This is a genomic window from Glycomyces luteolus (genome assembly GCF_027622875.1).
Taxonomy (GTDB): Bacteria; Actinomycetota; Actinomycetes; order Mycobacteriales; family Micromonosporaceae; genus Glycomyces; species Glycomyces luteolus.
The window spans coordinates 20,251-38,191 of record NZ_JAPZVP010000018.1; the positions used below are offsets into that span (position 1 = coordinate 20,251).

The following is a 17,941-nucleotide window of genomic DNA, read 5'->3' on the forward strand; positions in this document are numbered from 1 at the left end:
TCAGTACGGTAACGCGTCGTCGCGGTTCGGCGAGGGTTCGGGGATGACCACCGTGTCCCTCCGCACCAGCTCCGCCTCGGCGGCGCGGCGGTGGACGGCGAAGAGGCGCGCGACGAGGGCGGCGCCGAGGAGGCCGATGAGGAACTGGACGGCGGCGATGCCGGTGACGGCGAGCGGGTCGGGTCCGAGGTCGGCCATGAGGTTGACGCCCGCGGCGCCTCCGGAGAGGTGGGCGAGGACGCCGAGGGTGACGGCGGCGGTCCCCGCGGCCACGGTCGCGGCGGTGGTGACGCGCGGGACGCGCAGGTCCGGGGAGCGGTAGGTGAGGATGACGCCGAAGACGGCCGCGAGCATGAGCGGGAGTCCGATGAGGATGGTGGCGTAGGAGGGCAGGGGCGCGTTCGGGACGGCCGCGAAGACGGGGAAGGCCGGGAGCGGGCCGAGTTCGGCCATGGAGGCCTGCACGGCGGTGCCCGCGCCGACGGCGAAACCGGGGCCGGTGATGTACGCGGCGGCCCAGACCGCGCAGTTCGGCAGGTAGAGCAGGCTGAGCAGCGCGACGATCCAGGATTCGGACCCGTAGAGCCCCAAGGTGTCCGCGACGACCGGGCCGCGCACGGCGAACGCGACGCCGGTGGCTGCCGCGCCGCACGCGAGGAGCGCCCCGGCGGTGATCATGCCGGTGCGCAGGCCGCGCCGCATCCACACCGAGGCGGCGTCCCAGGGCAGGACCCCCGCTTCGCGGGCGGCGCCGTAAGCGGTCGCGGCGACGATGAGCGGTACCGCGTGCAGGAGCGCGGGGAGCAGGTCCACGGTGAAGGGCCCGGTGGTGCACAGGGCTGCGGCTCCGGCGACGAGTCCGGTGTAGAAGATCGTGATGAGCCCGGCGGCGGCGCGCACGGCGGCGGCGTCGCGGCCGCCGATGGCGCGGGTGGTCCCGGCGGCGGCCTTGGCGAGGCGCCAGAAGACGAGGACGGTGAGCGCGAGCGGGGTGACGCTGAGGTGGATCGCCCCGATGTCCACGGGCACACCGTGCCCGGAGAGCCAGGCGACCCCGGCGGCCGCGGCGACGTGCGCGACCGAGCCTTCGGCTCCGGCCTGCCACCAGCCGAGGATGACGATCACGAGGATCGGCGTGAAGACCACGGTGGTCGCCCACAGCGTCGTGGCCAGGGCGGAGGCGAGGAGCGCCCGCGGGCGTTTCGCCTTGCCGCGCCGGGCATACGCGGCCGTGTCGACCACTTCGGTAGGGCGTTCATGAGGAGGTAGAGCGTCTACAGCGGAACCGTCTCCCGACACGCTGATGCGAACGGTCTCCCGCTGTGCGGACCCTGCTCTGCCAGGGCGTCGGTTCGGTCGTCGCTCCACGCCGACCAGTCTGTCACAACCGGGCATGGGGAGCACGGTTCCCGTCCACGGCTTCGGAATGCGAGGATGGCAACGAAACGTCCGGCTGCTGGGGCCGGCCGGGAGGAGGCACCACATGGAAGGTCCGGGCGATTTCTACGCGACGGTGGACGTGGTCGACGTGGTCGACGGGGACACGTTCCGCGCGGTCATCGACGGCGAGAAGGTCCGCGTGCGCATCATGGGGATCAACTCCCCCGAGTCCGGCGGTTTCCGTGAGGAGGAGGACTGGGGCGCCGAGGCGAAGGTGTACGCGCGCAACAAGCTCGAGGGCCGCACCGTGCACCTCTTCACCGACCCGGGCGACCCCGCCTACGACCAGTACGACCGGCTGCTCATGCACGTGGTCATGGAGAACGGCATGAACTACGCGGTCCTCGCGGTCGCGGAGGGCATGGCGCACACGTACATCCTGCGCCACCAGGAACTCACAATCGGCGACACGCTCCGCAAGGCGGAGAAGCTCGCGAAGGCCGAGCGCCGCGGCATGTGGGCCTCGAAGATCCACGACTGACACGCGCACGGGCACCCCCTCGATGAGGGAGTGCCCGTCAGTCGTCTCAGGCCTCTTCGGGCGCCGCCGGAGTCGCCGATTCGCGTTCGCGGGCGTACAGCAGCGGCTGAGCCGATGCCGCGAGGTAGCCGCCGACCAGCGGCGCGAGGATGAACACCCACACCTGCCCGAGCACCTCGCCCCCGGCGAACAGCGCCGGGCCGAGCGAGCGGGCCGGGTTGACCGAAGTGCCCGTGAGCGGGATGCCCACGAGGTGGACGGCCGCCAGCACCAGGCCGAAGGCCGCTCCCGCGAAGGAAGTCTTGCCCCGCTTGCTGGTGACAGCGAGAAAGATGAAGACGAGCAGGAACGTCAGCAGGATCTCGATGATGATCGCGCCGCCCAGGTCGACGGCGGCGCCGTAGCCGTTGGCGCCGAGGGTCCCGGTCTGGTCGGCGACGTCGCCCGCGGTCGTCATGAACTTGAGCCCTGCCGCACCGGCGAAGCCGCCGATGAACTGCGCGATCCAGTACTTGACGGCCGTCGCGACGTCGATCCGCTTCGCGAGCAGCGCACCGAGGGTGACAGCCGGGTTGATGTGGCAGCCCGAGACGGGCCCGAGCGCGTAGTAGAGGGCGAGCAGCACCAGCCCGAAGGCGAGGGCGACGCCGACGAAGCCGATCGTCTCGATGCCGTAGACCGCCGATCCGACGGCGAAGAACACCAGGCAGAAGGTGCCCAGCAGCTCGGCCCAGAACTCGCGCATATCGTCCCCTTCGATGCCGTTTCCTCGCGTTCGACATCGAGGGTCGCAGGATTCACGAGGTCACGGGCCGGTTTCGACCATTCCGGACTGACCCGGGGACGGGATCAGGAGCGCTCCGGAAAGTGGTCCCGCCTCAAACGAGGGCGAGCTTGAGCATGAGCGCCCGGTCGAGGGCGTCGAGTTCCTCGACCTCCAACGCCCCCTTGAATTCGCCGAGGCGGCCGTGGTCGAGCGAATGGATCTGGTCGGTGAGGATGCGGGCCTTGGCACCGAGGAATTCGACCTCAGGCCGATAGACCGCGTGTCCGGCACTGGTGGAGGTCATCGCGACGGTGACGGTGCTGCACGCGAAACGATCCGATTGGATGACGACGCAGCAGCGCTTGCCCCGCTGCTCGTGCCCGCTTCCCCCGAGAGGCCGGACCTCGAAGATCGCGCCGCGGAACATCACTCGACGAGGCCCAGGAAACGCTGGATGGCGAGCATCTCGGCGCGGTCGTCAGGGTCGGCGGCGAGGCGTTCGGAGTCCTCGCGGGCCTGCTTGAGGAGCTCGTCCCGGTAGGTATGCAGCAGGGCGTACCGGACGGCCTCGGTCTTGGTGCGACCGTCGGCCGTGAGCGCGGCGAGGGCCTGGTCCATCGCCGCATCAGTGCGCACGTTCAGGGTCGACATGCCGCCAGTGTATCACAATCCGTAATACGCGCAGCTCAGGAGCGTTCCAGATAGTGGAGTACGGCCGCGACGCGGCGGTCGGTCTGGTCGTCCGGGGTGAGGTCGAGCTTCAGGAAGATGTTGCGGATGTGCTTGTGGACGGCGTTCTCGGTGATGAAGAGCCGCTGCGCGATCGCCTGGTTGCCGAGGCCCTCGGCCATGACCGACAGGACCTCCTTCTCGCGCGGTGTCAACCGCTCCACGGGATCGTCCGCACGGCGCTGCGCGAACAGCTGCGCGACCACCTCGGGGTCGATCGCCGTGCCGCCCTGGGCGACCCGGTGCAGGGCCTCCACGAACGCGTCCACCCGCCCGACGCGTTCCTTCAGGAGGTAGCCGACGCTGCGCGCGCCGTCGGCGAGGAGGTCGGTGGCGAAGCTCTGCTCGACATAGGCCGAGAGGACGAGCACCGCCAGGCCCGGGTGGGCGCGGCGGGCGGCCACCGCGGCTTTGATGCCCTCGTCGGTGTGGGTCGGCGGCATCCGCACGTCCACGACCGCGATCTCGGGCCGGTGCTCCTCCACGGCGGCCAGGAACTCCTCCGGCCCGCCCACAGTGGCCACGACCTCGAAGCCCTCCCCCTGCAGCACCAGGTTCAGGCCCTCGCGCAGGAGGAAGTCGTCCTCGGCGATCACGATCCGCATGGCAGCTCCACTCTGATCTCTGTCGGCCCGCCCGCGGGGCTCTGCACGGCCACGGTCCCGTCCAGCGCCTCCACGCGGCGCGCGATCCCCGCGAGCCCCGATCCCGCGGCGGCGTCGGCGCCGCCGCGGCCGTCGTCGGACACGACCACGGTGAGGGTATTCCCCCTGCGCCGCACCTCGACCGAGGCACTGGACGCGCGGGAGTGCTTGGCCACGTTCGTCAGCGACTCGGCGACCACGAAATACGCGGTGGCCTCGACGCTCGCCGGGCACCGGCCCTCCACGTCCACCTCGAGCGTGCACGGCACGGCGCAGTCGGAGGCCAGCGCGCTCAGCGCCCCGGCCAGGCCGCGGTCCTCCAGGACCGGGGGCAGGATCGAGCGGACGACGGCGCGCAGTTCCGCGAGCGCGCCTTCGACGGTGTCCTGGGCGCGTCCGAGGATCTGGTCGGCGCGCGCGGGGTCGCGGTCGATCTCGCGGCGGGCCGCGCCGATGAGCACGTTGACGCCGACGATGCGGTTCTGCGCGCCGTCGTGCAGGGCACGTTCGATGCGGCGCAGCTCGACGGCGTGCGCGTCGAGGGCGGCGGCGCGGGTCGCGGTGAGGCGGGCGACCTTCTCGGTGAGGTCCATGCCGGGGTCGGGGACGAGGAACGCCAGGCCGGGGCGGGTCTGGAGTTCGAGGATCTTGGTGCCGAAGAGGATCCACAGCACGAACACGGCGACGCCGGTGGCGCAGCCGAGGAGCGCGGCGGTCGCCGTCTCGGCCTCGACCATGCCGTTGAGGATGTTCTGCTCCGAAGTGGGCGCGAAGTACCACCACACCGGGTAGGTGACGTCGTGGACGGCGGTGAACGGCATCTGGAGCAGCAGCGCGCCGAGGATGAGGCCCCACGTGCCGTGGATGACGAGCCAGAGCAGGTCGCGGCGCGTGCTCGGGTCGGCCTTGAGCTCCCGGAAGTTGCGCGGCGCGTCGATGTAGGGCCCGAGGTAGGGGGTCTTCACTTCGTGGCCGAGGCGGCGGAGCCGACCGCGTTCCAGGCCCGCGATGGTGCGCACCCAGCGCGCCATCGGGCGGATGAGGAAGCGGCCGACGCCGAGGAACGCGAGCACGGTCGTGAGCAGGAGCAGCGGGATCGTGTAGAGCGCGAGGAACGCGAAACCGGCCCCGACGATGCCGTAGCCGGTGGCGCGGAGGGACGCGAGGAGCAGCGCCCGCAGGTCGGCCGCTTCGCCCTCGGGGCGCAGCTGGGCGTCGAGCCATGCCTTCGCCTGCCGCATGCGTTCGCGCACGGTGCACCCCCTTTCGCCGAGTCGGCTTTGAAAGCTACCCGGCGCGGTCCCGATCGTCGGTAGTGCTGGCTGTACCTCAGGGCCTCCACCAGGCCCTACTGCGAATCGGCAAGCCAGCCGCATTGGGCCGCAGGGCGTTTCGCCATAGCGTTCTTCTCAGCCGGTCCCGTTGGGGGAACGGGCATTGCGATAGGACCGGGAACCAGCCATGAACGACCAGTACCGCATCACCGAACCGCCGCCGAGGCAGGGCATGGGCCACTTCACGATCATGACGATCGCGCTGTGGATCGGCCTCGTCGTCGGCGTCATCCTCAATACGGGCCTGCAGGCCGTGGGCCTCCACTTCGTGGCCGTCCCGTTCGGCGCGGTCGCGCTCATCTGCGGCATCGCGCTCATCGTCCGCGCCGTGAAGAGCCGGAGGAGCCGATGAGCACGCTCACCGCCCCCCGCGCTGAACTGCGCTCCGACACCGGCAGGCCTCCGGCGCTGCTGCTGCGCGACGTGACGAAGACGTACGACGGGGCGCACACCGCGCTCGACCGCGTCTCACTCGAGGTGCGGCGCGGCTCGTTCCTGGCGATCATGGGCCCGTCCGGGTCGGGCAAGTCGACGCTGCTGCACTGCGCGGCCGGGCTCGACACGCCCACGTCGGGGGAGGTCCGGATCGGCGGGACCGAGATCGCGAAGCTCAGTGAGCACCAGCGGACCCGCCTGCGGCGCAGCCGGATCGGGTTCGTGTTCCAGTCGTACAACCTGCTGCCGTCGCTGACCGTGGAGGAGAACCTGACGCTGCCGCTGCGCCTCGCCGGTGCTCCGGCGGACCAGCGCTGGCTGCGTGACCTGGTCGAGCGCGTGGGCATCGCGGACCTGCTGCACCGGCGCCCTGGGGAGCTCTCGGGCGGCCAGCAGCAGCGGGCGGCGATCGCGCGCTCGCTCGCGGCCCGCCCGGAGGTGGTGTTCGCGGACGAGCCGACGGGGGCGCTCGACCTGGACACGGCCGCCGAGGTCCTGGATCTGCTGCGGGAGCTCGTGGACGATTTCGGGCAGACCGTGGTCATGGTCACGCACGACCCGGCCGCGGCGGCCCGCGCGCACGCGACCGCGGTGGTCGCGAACGGGCGCATCGAGCACTACGTACCCGCGGCGGGCGCGGCGCAGCTGACCGCGATCTTCGCCGACCTGCGGGGGCGCTGAACTTGCGTCTCCTGCCCCCGAGCGGTCGGCTCACCTTGGCCGGACCGTCAATCAGCATGGCCCGCAACAGGATCGCGAGCCTCATCGCGGTGGCCTTCGCGGTCTTCGGCGGTGCCGCGATGGTCACCGCCGCCGCCGTCCTCGGCGAGACCGGCGTCAGCTCCCACCTCGTCCCCGACCGCCTCGCAGACGCCGAGATCCTGGTCACCGCCCCGCAGCGCCACCGGGTGGTCGAAGACCCCGACATCCCCTTCCCTGAGCGGCAGACGCTTCCGGCCGAGCTCGTCGCCGACATCGCGGCGGTGCCGGGCGTCGCGGGCGCGGCCGCCGACCTCACGTTCACCGCGCGGCTCGACGACATAGGCGCGGTCGAAGACGGTGCGGCCCGTGGCGATGCGATCGAAGGACACAGCTGGGACACCGCTGCGCTCTTCGGCACGTCGACTCCCGCGCCGGGCACCGGCGAAGTCGTGTTCGACGCCGAGACCGCCGCCGAGGCAGGGCTGGCCGCCGGCGACCTCGTCGCCCTCACCACCGCCCACGGCACCGCCGAGTACACCGTCAGCGCCGTCGCCGACACCGCGGGCCAGGGCTTCTACACCGACGCCGCCACCGCGCGCGCCCTGGCCGGACACGGCGACGGCGAAGCGGACCTCATCGTGGTCGACGTCGCCGCAGATGCCGCCGTCGAGGCCGTCGCCGCCGACCTGCGGGCCGCCCTGTCCGGCACCGGATTCGAGGTCGTCACCGGCGACGCGCGCGGCGACGCCGAGACCCTCGCGGGGGGAACCGCCCGCAGCGAACTCATCGAACTCGCCACCGCCCTGGCCGCCACCATCGTGCTGCTCGTCGGCTTCATCACCGCCGGAGCGATCGGCGTCTCGGTCGCGGGCCAGCGCCGCGACCTCGCGCTCCTGCGCGCCGTCGGCGCCACCCCGCGCCAGGTGCGGCGGCTCGTCGCCACCCAGGCCAGCATCGTCGCCGCGATCGGCCTCGTCCCCGGCGTCGCCGTCGGATACCTGCTCGCCGAGCGGTTCACGGCGTTCCTGGCCGGATCCGGGACGATGCCGGAGGGCCTGCCGGTCGCGTTGACGCCGATCAGCGGGCTCATCGCCGCGGCACTCCTGATCCTGACCGTGCAGATCGCCGCCCGCGCCGCCGCGCTGCGCACCTCCCGACTCCCGGCCACCGCGGCCGTCGCCGAATCCCGGATCGAACCGCGCGAACCCGGCCGCATCCGCACCGGCATCGGACTCCTGGTCCTCGCCATGGCGATCGCGCAGTCGCTGATGCCGCTCGTCATTCCCGGCGAGGCCGCGTTCGCCTCCGCCGCGACCGCTACGCTCACCGCCGTCATCGGCCTCGCGCTGGCCGGACCCGCGCTGGTCAGGACCGTGCTGCGGTTGATGGCACGCAAGTCGGGCACGCGGGTCGACGCACCGGGCTGGCTCGCGGCCGGCAACGGCCGCGCCTACGCCCGGCGCACCGCCGGAGCCGTCGCCGTGCTCGCCCTCGCCGTGGGCCTCACGGTCACGCAGGTGTCCGCCCAGTCCACGTTCAGCCAGACCGCCGCCGCCGAGATCGCGGACGGCGCGAAGGCGGACGCCACCGTCACCGGCGCGATCAGCACCGCAGACCTCGCCGCGCTCAACCGCGAAAGCGGCGTCGAGGCCGCCGTCGGCGTCATCGAGACCACCGTGCTCCGCACCTACGACATGGCGGGCGACGAAGAGGTCGACCCGATCCCCGCGCTCGCCTTCAGCCCGGGCATCGACCAGGTCGCCGACCTCGACCTCGAAGACGGCGACCTCGCGGCGCTCACCGGCGACACCGTCGCCCTCGACGCCGGGACCGCCCGCCTGTGGGGCGCCGAAGTCGGCGACCGCATCGGCCTCGTCCTCGCCGACGGCACCCGCGTGGACGCCGAAGTCGCCGCGACCTACGGGCGCGGCTTCGGGTTCGGCACCGTGATCCTCGCCGCCGACCTCGTCACCGGCCACGCCGGGCCCCGCTTCTACGACGCCGCACTCGCCACCGGAGACGAAGCGGCCGTGGCGGACTGGGCCGCCGACGTCCCCGGCCTCGCGGTCGAGACGGGCGCGACGGTCCCGTCCATCGCGACCGGGATGACCCCGGACCAGTGGCTCAACGTGATGGTGACGCTCGTGCTCTGCGGCTACGTCATGCTCGGCGCGGCCAATGGCCTGGTCGCCGCCACCGCCCGCAGAAGAGGCGAGTTCGCGAGCCTGCGCGCCGCCGGCGCGACGCAGCGGCAGGTGCGGGCGATGATGCGCCGCGAGACGCTGTTCCTGTGCGCCTTGGCGATCGGGGCCGGACTCGCCGTCTCGGTCCTGCCGATGACGCTGCTGAGCCTGGTCTTCCTCGGCGAGCCCTGGCCGCAGGGGCCGCTGTGGGTCATCCCCGCCGTCGTCGCGCTCACCGCCCTGGTCGCGAGCGCCGCCATCGCCATCCCGACCCGCAAAGCGCTCAAGATGCCGCTCACCACCCTGGTGGCGGCGGCCGAATAGCGCGAAACGAAAAGGGGGCCACCGGAATCGGTGGCCCCCTCTCGGCGACGCCTGCGAGCCGTAGATTCGCTCAGCGCGGGTGTATGGAGTTAGGCGGCTTCGACCGCGGTGCGGCGGCCCAGCAGCGCGGTGGCGCTGGCGAGCAGTCCGACGATCGCGACCACCGTGACCATGTAGAGGCCGGGGCGGTACTGGTCGAGGTTGGTGGCGACGCCGCCGGAGATCAGGCCGGTGACGATCGCCAGGACGATCGCGCCGCCGATCTGGCCGGAGGTCTGGACCAGGCCGGAGGCCAGGCCCTGCTCGTCGTCTGCGATGCCTTCGGTGGCCTGCACCATGACCGCGGAGAAGCCGATGGCGAAACCGAGGCCGAGCAGCAGGAACGAGGGCAGGTAGTCGGCGAAGTAGTTCGGCTCGGGGTTGCCGCCGCGCAGGATGAACCACAGGTAGCCGAGGACGAACGAGGCCAGCGCGACGATGATCATCGACTTGGTGCCGTAGCGGTCGATGAACTTGCCGGCGCTCGGCGAGAGGATGGCGACGATGATTCCGGCCGGGGCCAGGGCGAGCGCCATCTGGATCGGCTCCCACTCGAGCGTGTTCTGCAGGTACAGGGACACGATCGTCTGGAAGCTGATGTAGGAGCCGAAGATCGCCAGCGCGGCCAGGTTGGCCCGCACGATCGACTTGACCTTGAAGATGCTCAGGCGGACCAGCGGGTGGGCCACCTTGTTCTCGATGACGAAGAACGCGCCGAGCAGGAGGACCGCGGCGATCGTGGTGGCGGTGACGAGCGGCGTGAACCCGGTCTCGGGGGCGGTGACGATCGTGTAGACGGCGGCGAGCATGCCGCCGGTGAGCGTCACGGTGCCGGCGTAGTCGATCGAGCCGCGTTCGCGGTCGGTGGTCTTGGGGACCACGAAGAAGGCGGCGATGACGACGCCCGCGACGACCACGGTGGGCACGTAGAAGGTCAGTCGCCAGTCGACGCTGGTGAGCAGGCCGGAGGCGATGAGGCCCGAGGCGTAGCCGGTGGCGCCGAAGACGGTGAAGATCGACAGCGCCTTGTTGCGGTCGTGGCCTTCCTTGAACGTGGTGGTGATGATCGAGAGCGCGGCCGGGGCGGTGAACGCGGCGGCGACGCCCTTGACGATGCGCGAGGCGATGAGCAGGCCCTCGTTGTCGACGAGGCCGCCGACGAGCGAGGCGATGCCGAAGACGACGAGCGCGGTCAGGAAGACCTGGCGGCGGCCGAGCAGGTCGGCCATGCGTCCGCCCAGGAGGAGCAGGCCGCCGTAGCCGAGGATGTAGCCGTTGACGATCCACTGCAGCGAGCTGGTCTCGAGGCCGAGTTCGGTGCCGATGGACGGGAGCGCGACGCCGACCATGGAGACGTCGAGCGCGTCGAGGAACATCGCGAGGCCGGCGACGAACAGGACGGCCCAGAGCTTTGGTCCCCATCTGCTCGGGGAATGTGATTCGGGATCGGGGGTGTCGGGGAGTTCGTTGGTGCGGGGTTGGTTCTCGGTGATCGTCATGCCGAGAAACTTACATGCACGCGCATTGGATGTCAACACATCTAATGAGTGGACATTAAATGTCTTGACATGGTAATCTCCTGGTCATGGAGGCTGGATCAGACGTAGACGTATGCGCCAAGTGGTCTGAAACACTGCGCGTGTACCACAACACATCGTGCGAGCTCGAGAACGAGCTGCAGTCCCGGCACGACCTGGGGCTCAGCGAGTTCGAGGTGCTCCTGATCCTGGGTCGCACCTGCGGCGACCAGGCCGAGGGCAAGGCGAAGATGAAGGACATCGAGGCCGAGATGTACCTCAGCCAGAGCGCCCTCTCCCGCACCGTCACCCGCCTCGAGAAGGCCGGGCTCGTGACCCGCGCCGCCTGCGACTTCGACCGCCGCGCCAACTTCCTCATGCTCACCCCCTCGGGCCGCGAGCGCTTCGAGGCCGCGAAGCCCACCCACCGGGCCGTCCTCGTCAAGCACCTCACCGTGCCGGGCGACTCCCAACGCGCCGAGGCCTGCTCCTAGCGCAGTACCGCTGGGCGCGTGGCGTTCCCGCTACGGACTGGACGGCTTTCCCCGGCCCCCGGCCTCGGTCGGTATGGTGAAGGCGAGAGCAGTCACAACCGATCCGGCCCGTGGAGCGTGGATGCAATGACTCCCCCAGAGAACGAACGACCCGACGACGAGGACGGCGGCACCTTCAAGCTGAAGCCCGGCGCCGCAGGCGGCGCCCCGGCGCCCGCCCCGTCCGGCGATGAGTCCGGCCTCGACCGCACGATGAAGATCCAGCGCCAGGGCGGCGCCCCGGCGGGTGCGTCGACCCCGCCTCCGCCGCCTTCACCGCTCGGCAACCCGACCGGACCTGCGGATCCGAACGTCGCCTCTTTCGCGGAGACCACCGTCATGCCGCAGCAGGGCGGCTCGCAGACCGGCTTCCAGCCGGCCTCGCAGCCCCCGCAGTCCAACCCGCTCGGCAGCGGCCCGATCCCGCAGCCGTCCCAGCAGCAGCCCTACGGCCAGCAGCCGCAGCCCTTCCCGGGCCCGCCGCCGCAGCAGCCGGGCGGCTACCCGCAGGTCCAGCCCGGCGTCCCCGCCGGCGAAGCGCCCACGGGCATCAAGCACATCGGCCTCATGGCGATGGCGGGCGCGGGCGTCGGCCTCGTCTTCAGCATCATCAGCTTGGCCACCTACGGCGTCTTCGCGATGGGCGGGCTCGTCATCAGCGTGCTCGTGGCGGCCGCGTTCGGCTGGTACGGCTGGGCGCTGCCGAAGGGGAAGATCACCTCCGGCGGGCTGCGCCTGACCGGCGTCATCCTCATGATGATCGGCGCCGGCGGCTCGCTCATCGCCGCCCTCGGCTCCTTCCTCTTCCCGGTCATGCTGATCATGTACCTGATCAACGCCGGCATCTACGGCTACGCCAGCTTCCTGTACCTCACGAAGCAGGAGGTCAAGGACTACATCAAGGGCGCCCCGGCGATGGCCGGCGGCTATCCGCCCGCCGGGTACCCGCAGCAGCCCCAGCAGCAGTACGGGCAGCAGCCGCCGCCTCCCGGCTACGGCCAGCCCGGCCCGCAGCAGCCCCAGCAGCAGCCGGGTGCGTACCCGCCGCCGCCTCCGGGCTACCCGCAGCAGGGCCAGCAGCCTCCGCAGAGCCCCTACGGCGGTTAGCCCTTCCGCCTCACACCGGACGCGACTAAGCTCACTCGTAAGCAACGGCCGCGGCACGCACGGTACGCCAAGAGCGCCGTAGGTGCCGCGGCCTCCTGTACGAGGAGGTACATCTATGTCCGCTACCGGCACACCGATCAGGGTGGTCGTCGCGAAGGTCGGGCTCGACGGGCACGACCGGGGCGCGAAGGTCGTGGCGCGGGCGCTGCGCGACGCGGGCATGGAGGTCGTCTACACCGGCCTGCACAACTCCCCCGAGCAGGTCGTCGCGACCGCGCTCGCGGAGGACGCCGATGCGATCGGCCTGAGCATTCTCTCCGGCGCGCATATGACGCTGTTCCCGCGAGTGCTGCGACTACTCGATGAGGCGAACGCGCGCGACATCATCGTCTTCGGCGGCGGCATCATTCCCGAGGAGGACGCGGCGCAACTGCGCGAAGCCGGAGTGGCCGCGATATTCGGTCCCGGCGCCTCGACGCAGGTGATCGCCGAATGGGTGCGCGAGCATGTCCCATCGTCCGGAGTCGCCTCACCCGATCAGGGCCGTCCCGCAGCCGTATGACGGCTCCCACCTGCGGAAACGTCTCGGCCAAAAAATTTTCTGAGAAGACCGTAACCGGCCGCGAGCGCCCTCGTTTCTAATAGTGTCGGACGCAGTGGAATACAGCGGAAGACGCATCGGCAGCGGGCCGAGAGGCCGCTAATGAGGCCGCCGCGCGGTACCGGAAGTTCACTTCCGGTCGGGTTCGCGGCAATATCGCACGGTTCATAGAGCTGTGCCACAAACTGCCGATGCCCTGTCGATTGAGGGGTGGCGATAGGGCATCGTGCCTAAGGGAGTCAAGCCTTTGAGGGGTGGGCTTGATTCCCGCTAAGGGGACCGGACGCCTGAGGGGTGCGTCCGGTCCCCGCCTCTATGCCCCCTGAATCCCGCGACACGCCCGTGCTCGAAACCGCACCCCCGCGGCACCATCGAACCGGGGGCGATCGCGAACCGGCACACCCGACCTCGGGGCGGGGCCGCTCCGTTCCCGCGGAGCGCACGATTCGTCGCTTCTGTCGTGCGAACTTCGATCTCGTCACACCGGTCGCCCGTGGCAAGCTTCGCCCACTCGCTAAGGGTTACCCTGCGAGAACGGGCACCTGTACCCGAACCCCGCCCACCGGCGGGGAGGCCAGGCCGTCCGGTCAAAGAAGACTAGCTAGTGGAGCGGACTCTACAGTGGATCTGTACGAATACCAGGGCCGCGCACTGTTCGCCCGGCACAACGTGCCGGTACTGGACGGCGGCGTCGCCACCACCACGCAGGAGGCCGTGGAGCTCGCTGAGCGCCTCGGTGACCGGGTGGTCGTCAAAGCACAGGTGAAGGTCGGCGGCCGAGGCAAGGCGGGCGGCGTCAAACTCGCCGACAACGTCGACGAGGTCAAGACCCACGCCACCAACATCCTCGGCATGGACATCAAGGGCCACACCGTCGAGAAGGTCATGCTCACCGTGACCGCCGACATCGACGAGGAGTACTACTTCTCCTACCTGCTCGACCGGGCGAACCGCACCTTCCTGTGCATCGCCTCGACCGCGGGCGGCATGGAGATCGAAGAGGTCGCGCACACCGCGCCCGAGAAGGTCGTGAAACTCCCGATCGACGCCGGCGTCGGCGTCACCCCGGAGATCGCGGACGACATCGTCACCAAGGCCGGGTTCCCCGAGGACCTGCGCGACCAGCTCGTCGACGTGTTCGTCAAGCTGTGGGGCGCGTTCGTGTCCGAGGACGCGACGCTCGTCGAGGTCAACCCGCTCGTGCGCACGCCCGAGGGCAAGGTCCTCGCGCTCGACGCGAAGGTCACCCTGGACGAGAACGCGGACTTCCGCCACCCCGAGAACGCCGAGTTCGAGGACAAGTCGGCCGTGGACCCGCTCGAGCAGCGCGCCAAGGACTCCGGCCTGAACTACGTGAAGCTCGACGGCTCCGTCGGCATCATCGGCAACGGCGCCGGGCTCGTCATGTCCACCCTCGACGTCGTGTCGTACGCCGGGGAGAACCACGGCGGCGTCAAGCCCGCGAACTTCCTCGACATCGGCGGCGGCGCCTCTGCCGCCGTGATGGCGAACGGCCTCGAAGTGGTCCTCTCGGACCCGCAGGTCAAGAGCGTGTTCGTGAACATCTTCGGCGGCATCACCGCCTGCGACGAGGTCGCCAACGGCATCCTCGGCGCCCTCAAGACGCTCGCCGACCGCGGCGAGGACGTCACCAAGCCGCTCGTCGCCCGCATCGACGGCAACAACGCCGAGGCCGGCCGCCAGATCCTGGCCGACGCGAACCACCCGCTCATCACCGTGGTCGAGACCATGGACGCCGCGGCCGACAAGGCCGCCGAGCTCGCAAACAAGGGGGCCTAGTCCAATGGCGATCTTCCTCAACGAGAACTCCAAGGTCATCGTCCAGGGCATGACCGGCTCCGAGGGCATGAAGCACACCCGCCGCATGCTCAAGGCCGGCACCGAGATCGTGGGCGGCGTCAACCCGCGCAAGGCCGGCACCAAGGTCGACGTCGACGGCGTGAGCCTGCCGGTGTTCGCCACCGTGGCCGAGGCCATGGCCGAGACCGGCGCGAACACCTCCGTGGTGTTCGTGCCCCCGGCGTTCTGCAAGTCCGCCGTGATCGAGGCGATCGACGCCGAGATCGAGCTCGCGATCGTCATCACCGAGGGCATCCCGGTGCACGACTCCGTGACCTTCTGGAACTACGCCGAGGCCAAGGGCAACAAGACCCGCATCGTGGGCCCGAACTGCCCCGGCATCGCCTCCCCCGGCAAGTCGAACGCGGGCATCACCCCGGCCGACATCACCGGGACCGGCCCGATCGGCCTCGTCTCCAAGTCGGGCACGCTGACCTACCAGCTCATGTACGAGCTGCGGGACCTCGGCTTCTCGACCTCCGTCGGCATCGGCGGCGACCCGGTCATCGGGACCACCCACATCGACTGCCTCAAGGCGTTCGAAGAGGACCCCGAGACCAAGGCGATCGTCATGATCGGCGAGATCGGCGGCGACGCCGAAGAGCGCGCGGCCGAGTACATCAAGAACCACGTGACGAAGCCGGTCGTCGGCTACATCGCCGGTTTCACCGCCCCCGAGGGGAAGACGATGGGCCACGCGGGCGCCATCATCTCCGGTTCGGCCGGCACCGCCGAGTCGAAGAAGGAGGCCCTCGAGGCCGCCGGCGTCAAGGTCGGCAAGACCCCGAGCGAGACCGCGCGCCTCATGCGCGAGGTCATCGAGAACCTCTAAGGGACGCATAGCGACACGAGGGCCGGACGGTGCGACCGTCCGGCCCTTCGCGTTGCCGGGGGGCTCCACCGGAGGCTCCGGTTGGCGGAGCGCGGAGCGGCCGTCTGGCGGTGTCCGCCGGCCCCACCCGATGCCCCAGTTGACGAAGCGAGCCGCTGCGGCCGTTCGCGTTCCCTGCGTCGATACGGCTGCGCCGCTAGCCCGGACCGGTGACGAAGCGTCCTGTCTTGGTGCCGCATCGCTAGCATGACCGCATGCCTGACAAACCCCTCGGCCCCGGCGACCGCCCGCACCCGTCGGCGGCCCGCGGCGCGGCCACCGTCGGATGGGCGCTCCTGCCGCTGATCCCCGGCCTCGGCGCCCCGATCGCCTGCGCCATCGCCGTCGGGCGCCGCCCCTCCCCGGCCACCGCCGTGCCGCTGGTCCTCTACTCGGCCGCGCTCATCGGGTTCTTCGCGTTCCTCCTGCCGTTCCCGGCCGGCGAGTCGCCGGGATGGGCCAGCCTGCTCGCCTTCCTCTCGCTGCTCGCCTCCACCCTCGGCGCCTCCGCACACCTCTTCGCGATCCGCCGATACGTATGGGCCCCAGTGGAACCGCGCCCCGCCGCACCCAAGCCCGCCAAACCGGCCATACCCGGCCAGGACTGGGTCGCACCCGCACTCGACCGCGCGGCCCGGCTCCGCCAGGACGCCCGCCGACTGGCCGAAGGCGACCCCGCGCTGGCGAAGCGCAGCGGCGTCGGCCGCCCCGATCTGCCGCGGCAGTTCGACGACGGCGGGCTCGTCGACCTCAACCACGCCGCCGTCGAAGTCCTGCGGGAGCTCCCCGGCTTCAACGAGGCGACCGCGAGGCAGGTCCGCGAACGGGTCGAGAGCGTCGGGCCGTTCCAGAGCATCGACGAAGTGATCGTCGAGATCGGGCTCGCGCCCGGCTTCGAGAAGCACTTGCGCGAGTACGCCCTGCTCATGCCGTGAAGCGCCGCAAGCGGTCCGGTGCCGCGGCTCGGGCGGGCGCCGGGCCGATCCGGCGGTCAGGCATATTGGTACCCGTACTAGCCGCGCGGCCAGTTCGGCCGCTGTGACGCCTTGGGAGAAGCCGATGACCGGGACCGTGCTGTTCGAGCGGGCCGCTGTGCTCGACACCGCCGCGGGCGAACTGGTCCGCGATCAGCGCGTCCTGGTGCGCGGCAATGAGATCGCCGCAGTCGGGCCCGACCTCGAAGCGCCCGACGCCCGCGTGATCGATCTCGCCGGGAAGACCCTCATGCCCGGACTCATCGACTGCCACGCGCACGTCAACGCCCACAGCGCCAACCTGGCCGGGCTCGCCGACGAGTCGCCCGCGTACGTGGCCCTCAAGGCCGCCGACGAGATGCGGGCGATGCTGCACCGCGGGTTCACCACCGTGCGCGACCCGGGCGGCGCGGACTTCGGCCTGCACGAGGCCCTCAACGAGGGCGTGATCGAAGGCCCGCGCCTGTACTTCGGCGGCAAGGCGCTCTCCCAGACCGGCGGGCACGGCGACGGCCGCCCGCGCGGCCGCAGCGTGCGCGAGGACCACCAGTGCTGCCCCGACCTCAGTACGGTCTGCGACGGTGTCGATGAAGTTCGCAGGGCTGCAAGGGAACAGTTGCGTACCGGCGCGTTCCACGTCAAGATCATGCTCTCCGGCGGCGTCGCCTCACCGACCGACCGGATCGACTCGACCCAGTTCTCGCTCGAGGAGATCCGCGCGATCGTAGAAGAAGCCGAGGCCGCCAACCGGTACGTGGCCGGGCACGCGTACACCGCTCGGGCCATCAACCGGGGCCTCGAGGCGGGCGTCCGCTCGATCGAGCACGGCAACCTCCTCGACGAGTCCAGCATCGATCTGTTCCTGGAGCACGACGCGTTCCTGGTGCCCACCTTGGTGACCTACCAGCGCATGGCCGCCGAGGGCGTCGAGCACGGCCTCCCCGCCGAGAGCATCGCCAAGAACCCCATCGTGCTCGACGCCGGACTCCGCGCGCTCGAACTCGCCCACCGCGCCGGCGTCAACCTCTGCTACGGCTCCGACCTCCTCGGCGGCATGCGCCGACACCAGTTGGAGGAGTTCACGATCCGCGGCGCGGTCATTCCGGCAGCCGACGTGATCCGCTCCGCCACCGTCACTGCCGCAAGGCTGCTCGGTGAGGAGGGCCGCCTCGGACAGGTCGTCCCGGGCGCGCTCGCCGACCTCATCGTCATAGACGGCGACCCGCTCGCGGACCTCGCCGTACTCACTCGGCCTGAGGAGAACCTGCAGCTGATCATGCAGGGCGGCAAGGTCAAAGCCGATCAGCTGTTACGGGCGGGCCGGGCGTTCGCGCCCGGCCGCGCATCCGATCCGGGGCGAATCTAGAGCGGATCCAGAGCGCGCCCGGTCACTGTGGCTCC

Annotated in this window: 18 protein-coding genes; 11 read left to right on the forward strand and 7 right to left on the reverse strand. The window is 70.8% G+C overall.

Annotation, left to right across the window (positions count from 1 at the left end; translation table 11 throughout):
* Positions 1-1,242: a cell division protein PerM gene (locus tag O1R50_RS20150; protein WP_270111982.1), complete on the reverse strand. Its 1,242-nt coding sequence runs from the start codon at positions 1,240-1,242 to the stop codon at positions 1-3.
* 241 nt (positions 1,243-1,483) lie between these two features.
* Between O1R50_RS20150 and O1R50_RS20155 the strand changes: the two genes are divergently transcribed.
* Positions 1,484-1,921 carry a thermonuclease family protein gene (locus O1R50_RS20155; RefSeq protein ID WP_270111983.1) on the forward strand — a complete coding sequence of 146 codons (438 nt, stop codon included), beginning with the start codon at positions 1,484-1,486 and terminating at the stop codon, positions 1,919-1,921.
* 46 nt (positions 1,922-1,967) lie between these two features.
* On the opposite strand, the gene O1R50_RS20160 is transcribed toward O1R50_RS20155, so the two are convergent.
* The 5 genes from O1R50_RS20160 to O1R50_RS20180 all read right to left on the reverse strand — a co-directional run bounded on the left by O1R50_RS20160 (position 1,968) and on the right by O1R50_RS20180 (position 5,313).
* Positions 1,968-2,666, reverse strand: coding sequence for an MIP/aquaporin family protein (locus tag O1R50_RS20160; RefSeq protein ID WP_270111984.1), 699 nt, complete (start codon positions 2,664-2,666; stop codon positions 1,968-1,970).
* Positions 2,667-2,799: 133 nt separating this feature from the next.
* Positions 2,800-3,114 carry a type II toxin-antitoxin system PemK/MazF family toxin gene (locus O1R50_RS20165; protein ID WP_270112067.1) on the reverse strand — a complete coding sequence of 105 codons (315 nt, stop codon included), beginning with the start codon at positions 3,112-3,114 and terminating at the stop codon, positions 2,800-2,802.
* A complete protein-coding gene (locus tag O1R50_RS20170) occupies positions 3,114-3,338 on the reverse strand; it encodes a hypothetical protein (RefSeq protein ID WP_270111985.1) in 225 nt (74 codons plus the stop codon). The genes O1R50_RS20165 and O1R50_RS20170 overlap by 1 nt, the downstream gene beginning before the upstream one ends.
* A 35-nt stretch (positions 3,339-3,373) precedes the next feature.
* Positions 3,374-4,021 carry a response regulator transcription factor gene (locus O1R50_RS20175; protein WP_270111986.1) on the reverse strand — a complete coding sequence of 216 codons (648 nt, stop codon included), beginning with the start codon at positions 4,019-4,021 and terminating at the stop codon, positions 3,374-3,376.
* Positions 4,009-5,313, reverse strand: coding sequence for a sensor histidine kinase (locus O1R50_RS20180; protein ID WP_270111987.1), 1,305 nt, complete (start codon positions 5,311-5,313; stop codon positions 4,009-4,011). The genes O1R50_RS20175 and O1R50_RS20180 overlap by 13 nt, the downstream gene beginning before the upstream one ends.
* A gap of 208 nt (positions 5,314-5,521) precedes the next feature.
* Between O1R50_RS20180 and O1R50_RS20185 the strand changes: the two genes are divergently transcribed.
* From O1R50_RS20185 to O1R50_RS20195, 3 genes are read left to right on the forward strand one after another with little or no spacing between them, the layout of a single operon-like run.
* Positions 5,522-5,746: a hypothetical protein gene (locus O1R50_RS20185; RefSeq protein WP_270111988.1), complete on the forward strand. Its 225-nt coding sequence runs from the start codon at positions 5,522-5,524 to the stop codon at positions 5,744-5,746.
* Entirely contained in the window at positions 5,743-6,510 is a 768-nt protein-coding gene (locus O1R50_RS20190; RefSeq protein WP_270111989.1) for an ABC transporter ATP-binding protein, read from the forward strand. The genes O1R50_RS20185 and O1R50_RS20190 overlap by 4 nt, the downstream gene beginning before the upstream one ends.
* A 56-nt stretch (positions 6,511-6,566) precedes the next feature.
* Complete coding sequence (locus tag O1R50_RS20195) at positions 6,567-9,038, forward strand: ABC transporter permease (RefSeq protein WP_270111990.1); 2,472 nt, start codon at positions 6,567-6,569, stop codon at positions 9,036-9,038.
* A gap of 89 nt (positions 9,039-9,127) precedes the next feature.
* On the opposite strand, the gene O1R50_RS20200 is transcribed toward O1R50_RS20195, so the two are convergent.
* Positions 9,128-10,576, reverse strand: coding sequence for an MFS transporter (locus tag O1R50_RS20200; protein ID WP_270111991.1), 1,449 nt, complete (start codon positions 10,574-10,576; stop codon positions 9,128-9,130).
* 140 nt (positions 10,577-10,716) lie between these two features.
* Here O1R50_RS20200 and O1R50_RS20205 point away from each other — a divergent pair, with 140 nt between their 5' ends.
* The 7 genes from O1R50_RS20205 to O1R50_RS20235 all read left to right on the forward strand — a co-directional run bounded on the left by O1R50_RS20205 (position 10,717) and on the right by O1R50_RS20235 (position 17,906).
* Complete coding sequence (locus O1R50_RS20205; protein WP_270111992.1) at positions 10,717-11,088, forward strand: MarR family winged helix-turn-helix transcriptional regulator; 372 nt, start codon at positions 10,717-10,719, stop codon at positions 11,086-11,088.
* A 126-nt stretch (positions 11,089-11,214) separates the two neighbouring features.
* Positions 11,215-12,234 (forward strand): hypothetical protein, encoded by a 1,020-nt coding sequence (locus tag O1R50_RS20210; protein WP_270111993.1) that lies wholly within the window; start codon positions 11,215-11,217, stop codon positions 12,232-12,234.
* Positions 12,235-12,349: 115 nt separating this feature from the next.
* Positions 12,350-12,796 carry a cobalamin B12-binding domain-containing protein gene (locus O1R50_RS20215; protein WP_270111994.1) on the forward strand — a complete coding sequence of 149 codons (447 nt, stop codon included), beginning with the start codon at positions 12,350-12,352 and terminating at the stop codon, positions 12,794-12,796.
* A gap of 660 nt (positions 12,797-13,456) precedes the next feature.
* On the forward strand, positions 13,457-14,635 hold the full coding sequence (sucC, locus tag O1R50_RS20220; protein ID WP_270111995.1) for an ADP-forming succinate--CoA ligase subunit beta: 1,179 nt from the start codon (positions 13,457-13,459) through the stop codon (positions 14,633-14,635).
* A gap of 4 nt (positions 14,636-14,639) precedes the next feature.
* Positions 14,640-15,527: a succinate--CoA ligase subunit alpha gene (gene sucD / locus O1R50_RS20225; RefSeq protein WP_270111996.1), complete on the forward strand. Its 888-nt coding sequence runs from the start codon at positions 14,640-14,642 to the stop codon at positions 15,525-15,527.
* A 254-nt stretch (positions 15,528-15,781) separates the two neighbouring features.
* Positions 15,782-16,501 (forward strand): ComEA family DNA-binding protein, encoded by a 720-nt coding sequence (locus O1R50_RS20230; protein WP_270111997.1) that lies wholly within the window; start codon positions 15,782-15,784, stop codon positions 16,499-16,501.
* Between the two features lie 124 nt (positions 16,502-16,625).
* On the forward strand, positions 16,626-17,906 hold the full coding sequence (locus O1R50_RS20235) for a metal-dependent hydrolase family protein (protein WP_270111998.1): 1,281 nt from the start codon (positions 16,626-16,628) through the stop codon (positions 17,904-17,906).
* The last annotated feature ends 35 nt before the right edge of the window (positions 17,907-17,941 follow it).

Bases quoted from the DNA above. Each gene is read 5' to 3' on its own strand.
- O1R50_RS20155 (WP_270111983.1), top strand. From the start codon at position 1,484: ATGGAAGGTCCGGGCGATTTCTACGCGACGGTGGACGTGGTCGACGTG.
- O1R50_RS20160 (WP_270111984.1), bottom strand. From the start codon at position 2,666: ATGCGCGAGTTCTGGGCCGAGCTGCTGGGCACCTTCTGCCTGGTGTTC.
- O1R50_RS20165 (WP_270112067.1), bottom strand. From the start codon at position 3,114: ATGTTCCGCGGCGCGATCTTCGAGGTCCGGCCTCTCGGGGGAAGCGGG.
- O1R50_RS20170 (WP_270111985.1), bottom strand. From the start codon at position 3,338: ATGTCGACCCTGAACGTGCGCACTGATGCGGCGATGGACCAGGCCCTC.
- O1R50_RS20175 (WP_270111986.1), bottom strand. From the start codon at position 4,021: ATGCGGATCGTGATCGCCGAGGACGACTTCCTCCTGCGCGAGGGCCTG.
- O1R50_RS20185 (WP_270111988.1), top strand. From the start codon at position 5,522: ATGAACGACCAGTACCGCATCACCGAACCGCCGCCGAGGCAGGGCATG.
- O1R50_RS20190 (WP_270111989.1), top strand. From the start codon at position 5,743: ATGAGCACGCTCACCGCCCCCCGCGCTGAACTGCGCTCCGACACCGGC.
- O1R50_RS20195 (WP_270111990.1), top strand. From the start codon at position 6,567: ATGGCCCGCAACAGGATCGCGAGCCTCATCGCGGTGGCCTTCGCGGTC.
- O1R50_RS20200 (WP_270111991.1), bottom strand. From the start codon at position 10,576: ATGACGATCACCGAGAACCAACCCCGCACCAACGAACTCCCCGACACC.
- O1R50_RS20210 (WP_270111993.1), top strand. From the start codon at position 11,215: ATGACTCCCCCAGAGAACGAACGACCCGACGACGAGGACGGCGGCACC.
- O1R50_RS20215 (WP_270111994.1), top strand. From the start codon at position 12,350: ATGTCCGCTACCGGCACACCGATCAGGGTGGTCGTCGCGAAGGTCGGG.
- sucD (WP_270111996.1), top strand. From the start codon at position 14,640: ATGGCGATCTTCCTCAACGAGAACTCCAAGGTCATCGTCCAGGGCATG.
- O1R50_RS20230 (WP_270111997.1), top strand. From the start codon at position 15,782: ATGCCTGACAAACCCCTCGGCCCCGGCGACCGCCCGCACCCGTCGGCG.
- O1R50_RS20235 (WP_270111998.1), top strand. From the start codon at position 16,626: ATGACCGGGACCGTGCTGTTCGAGCGGGCCGCTGTGCTCGACACCGCC.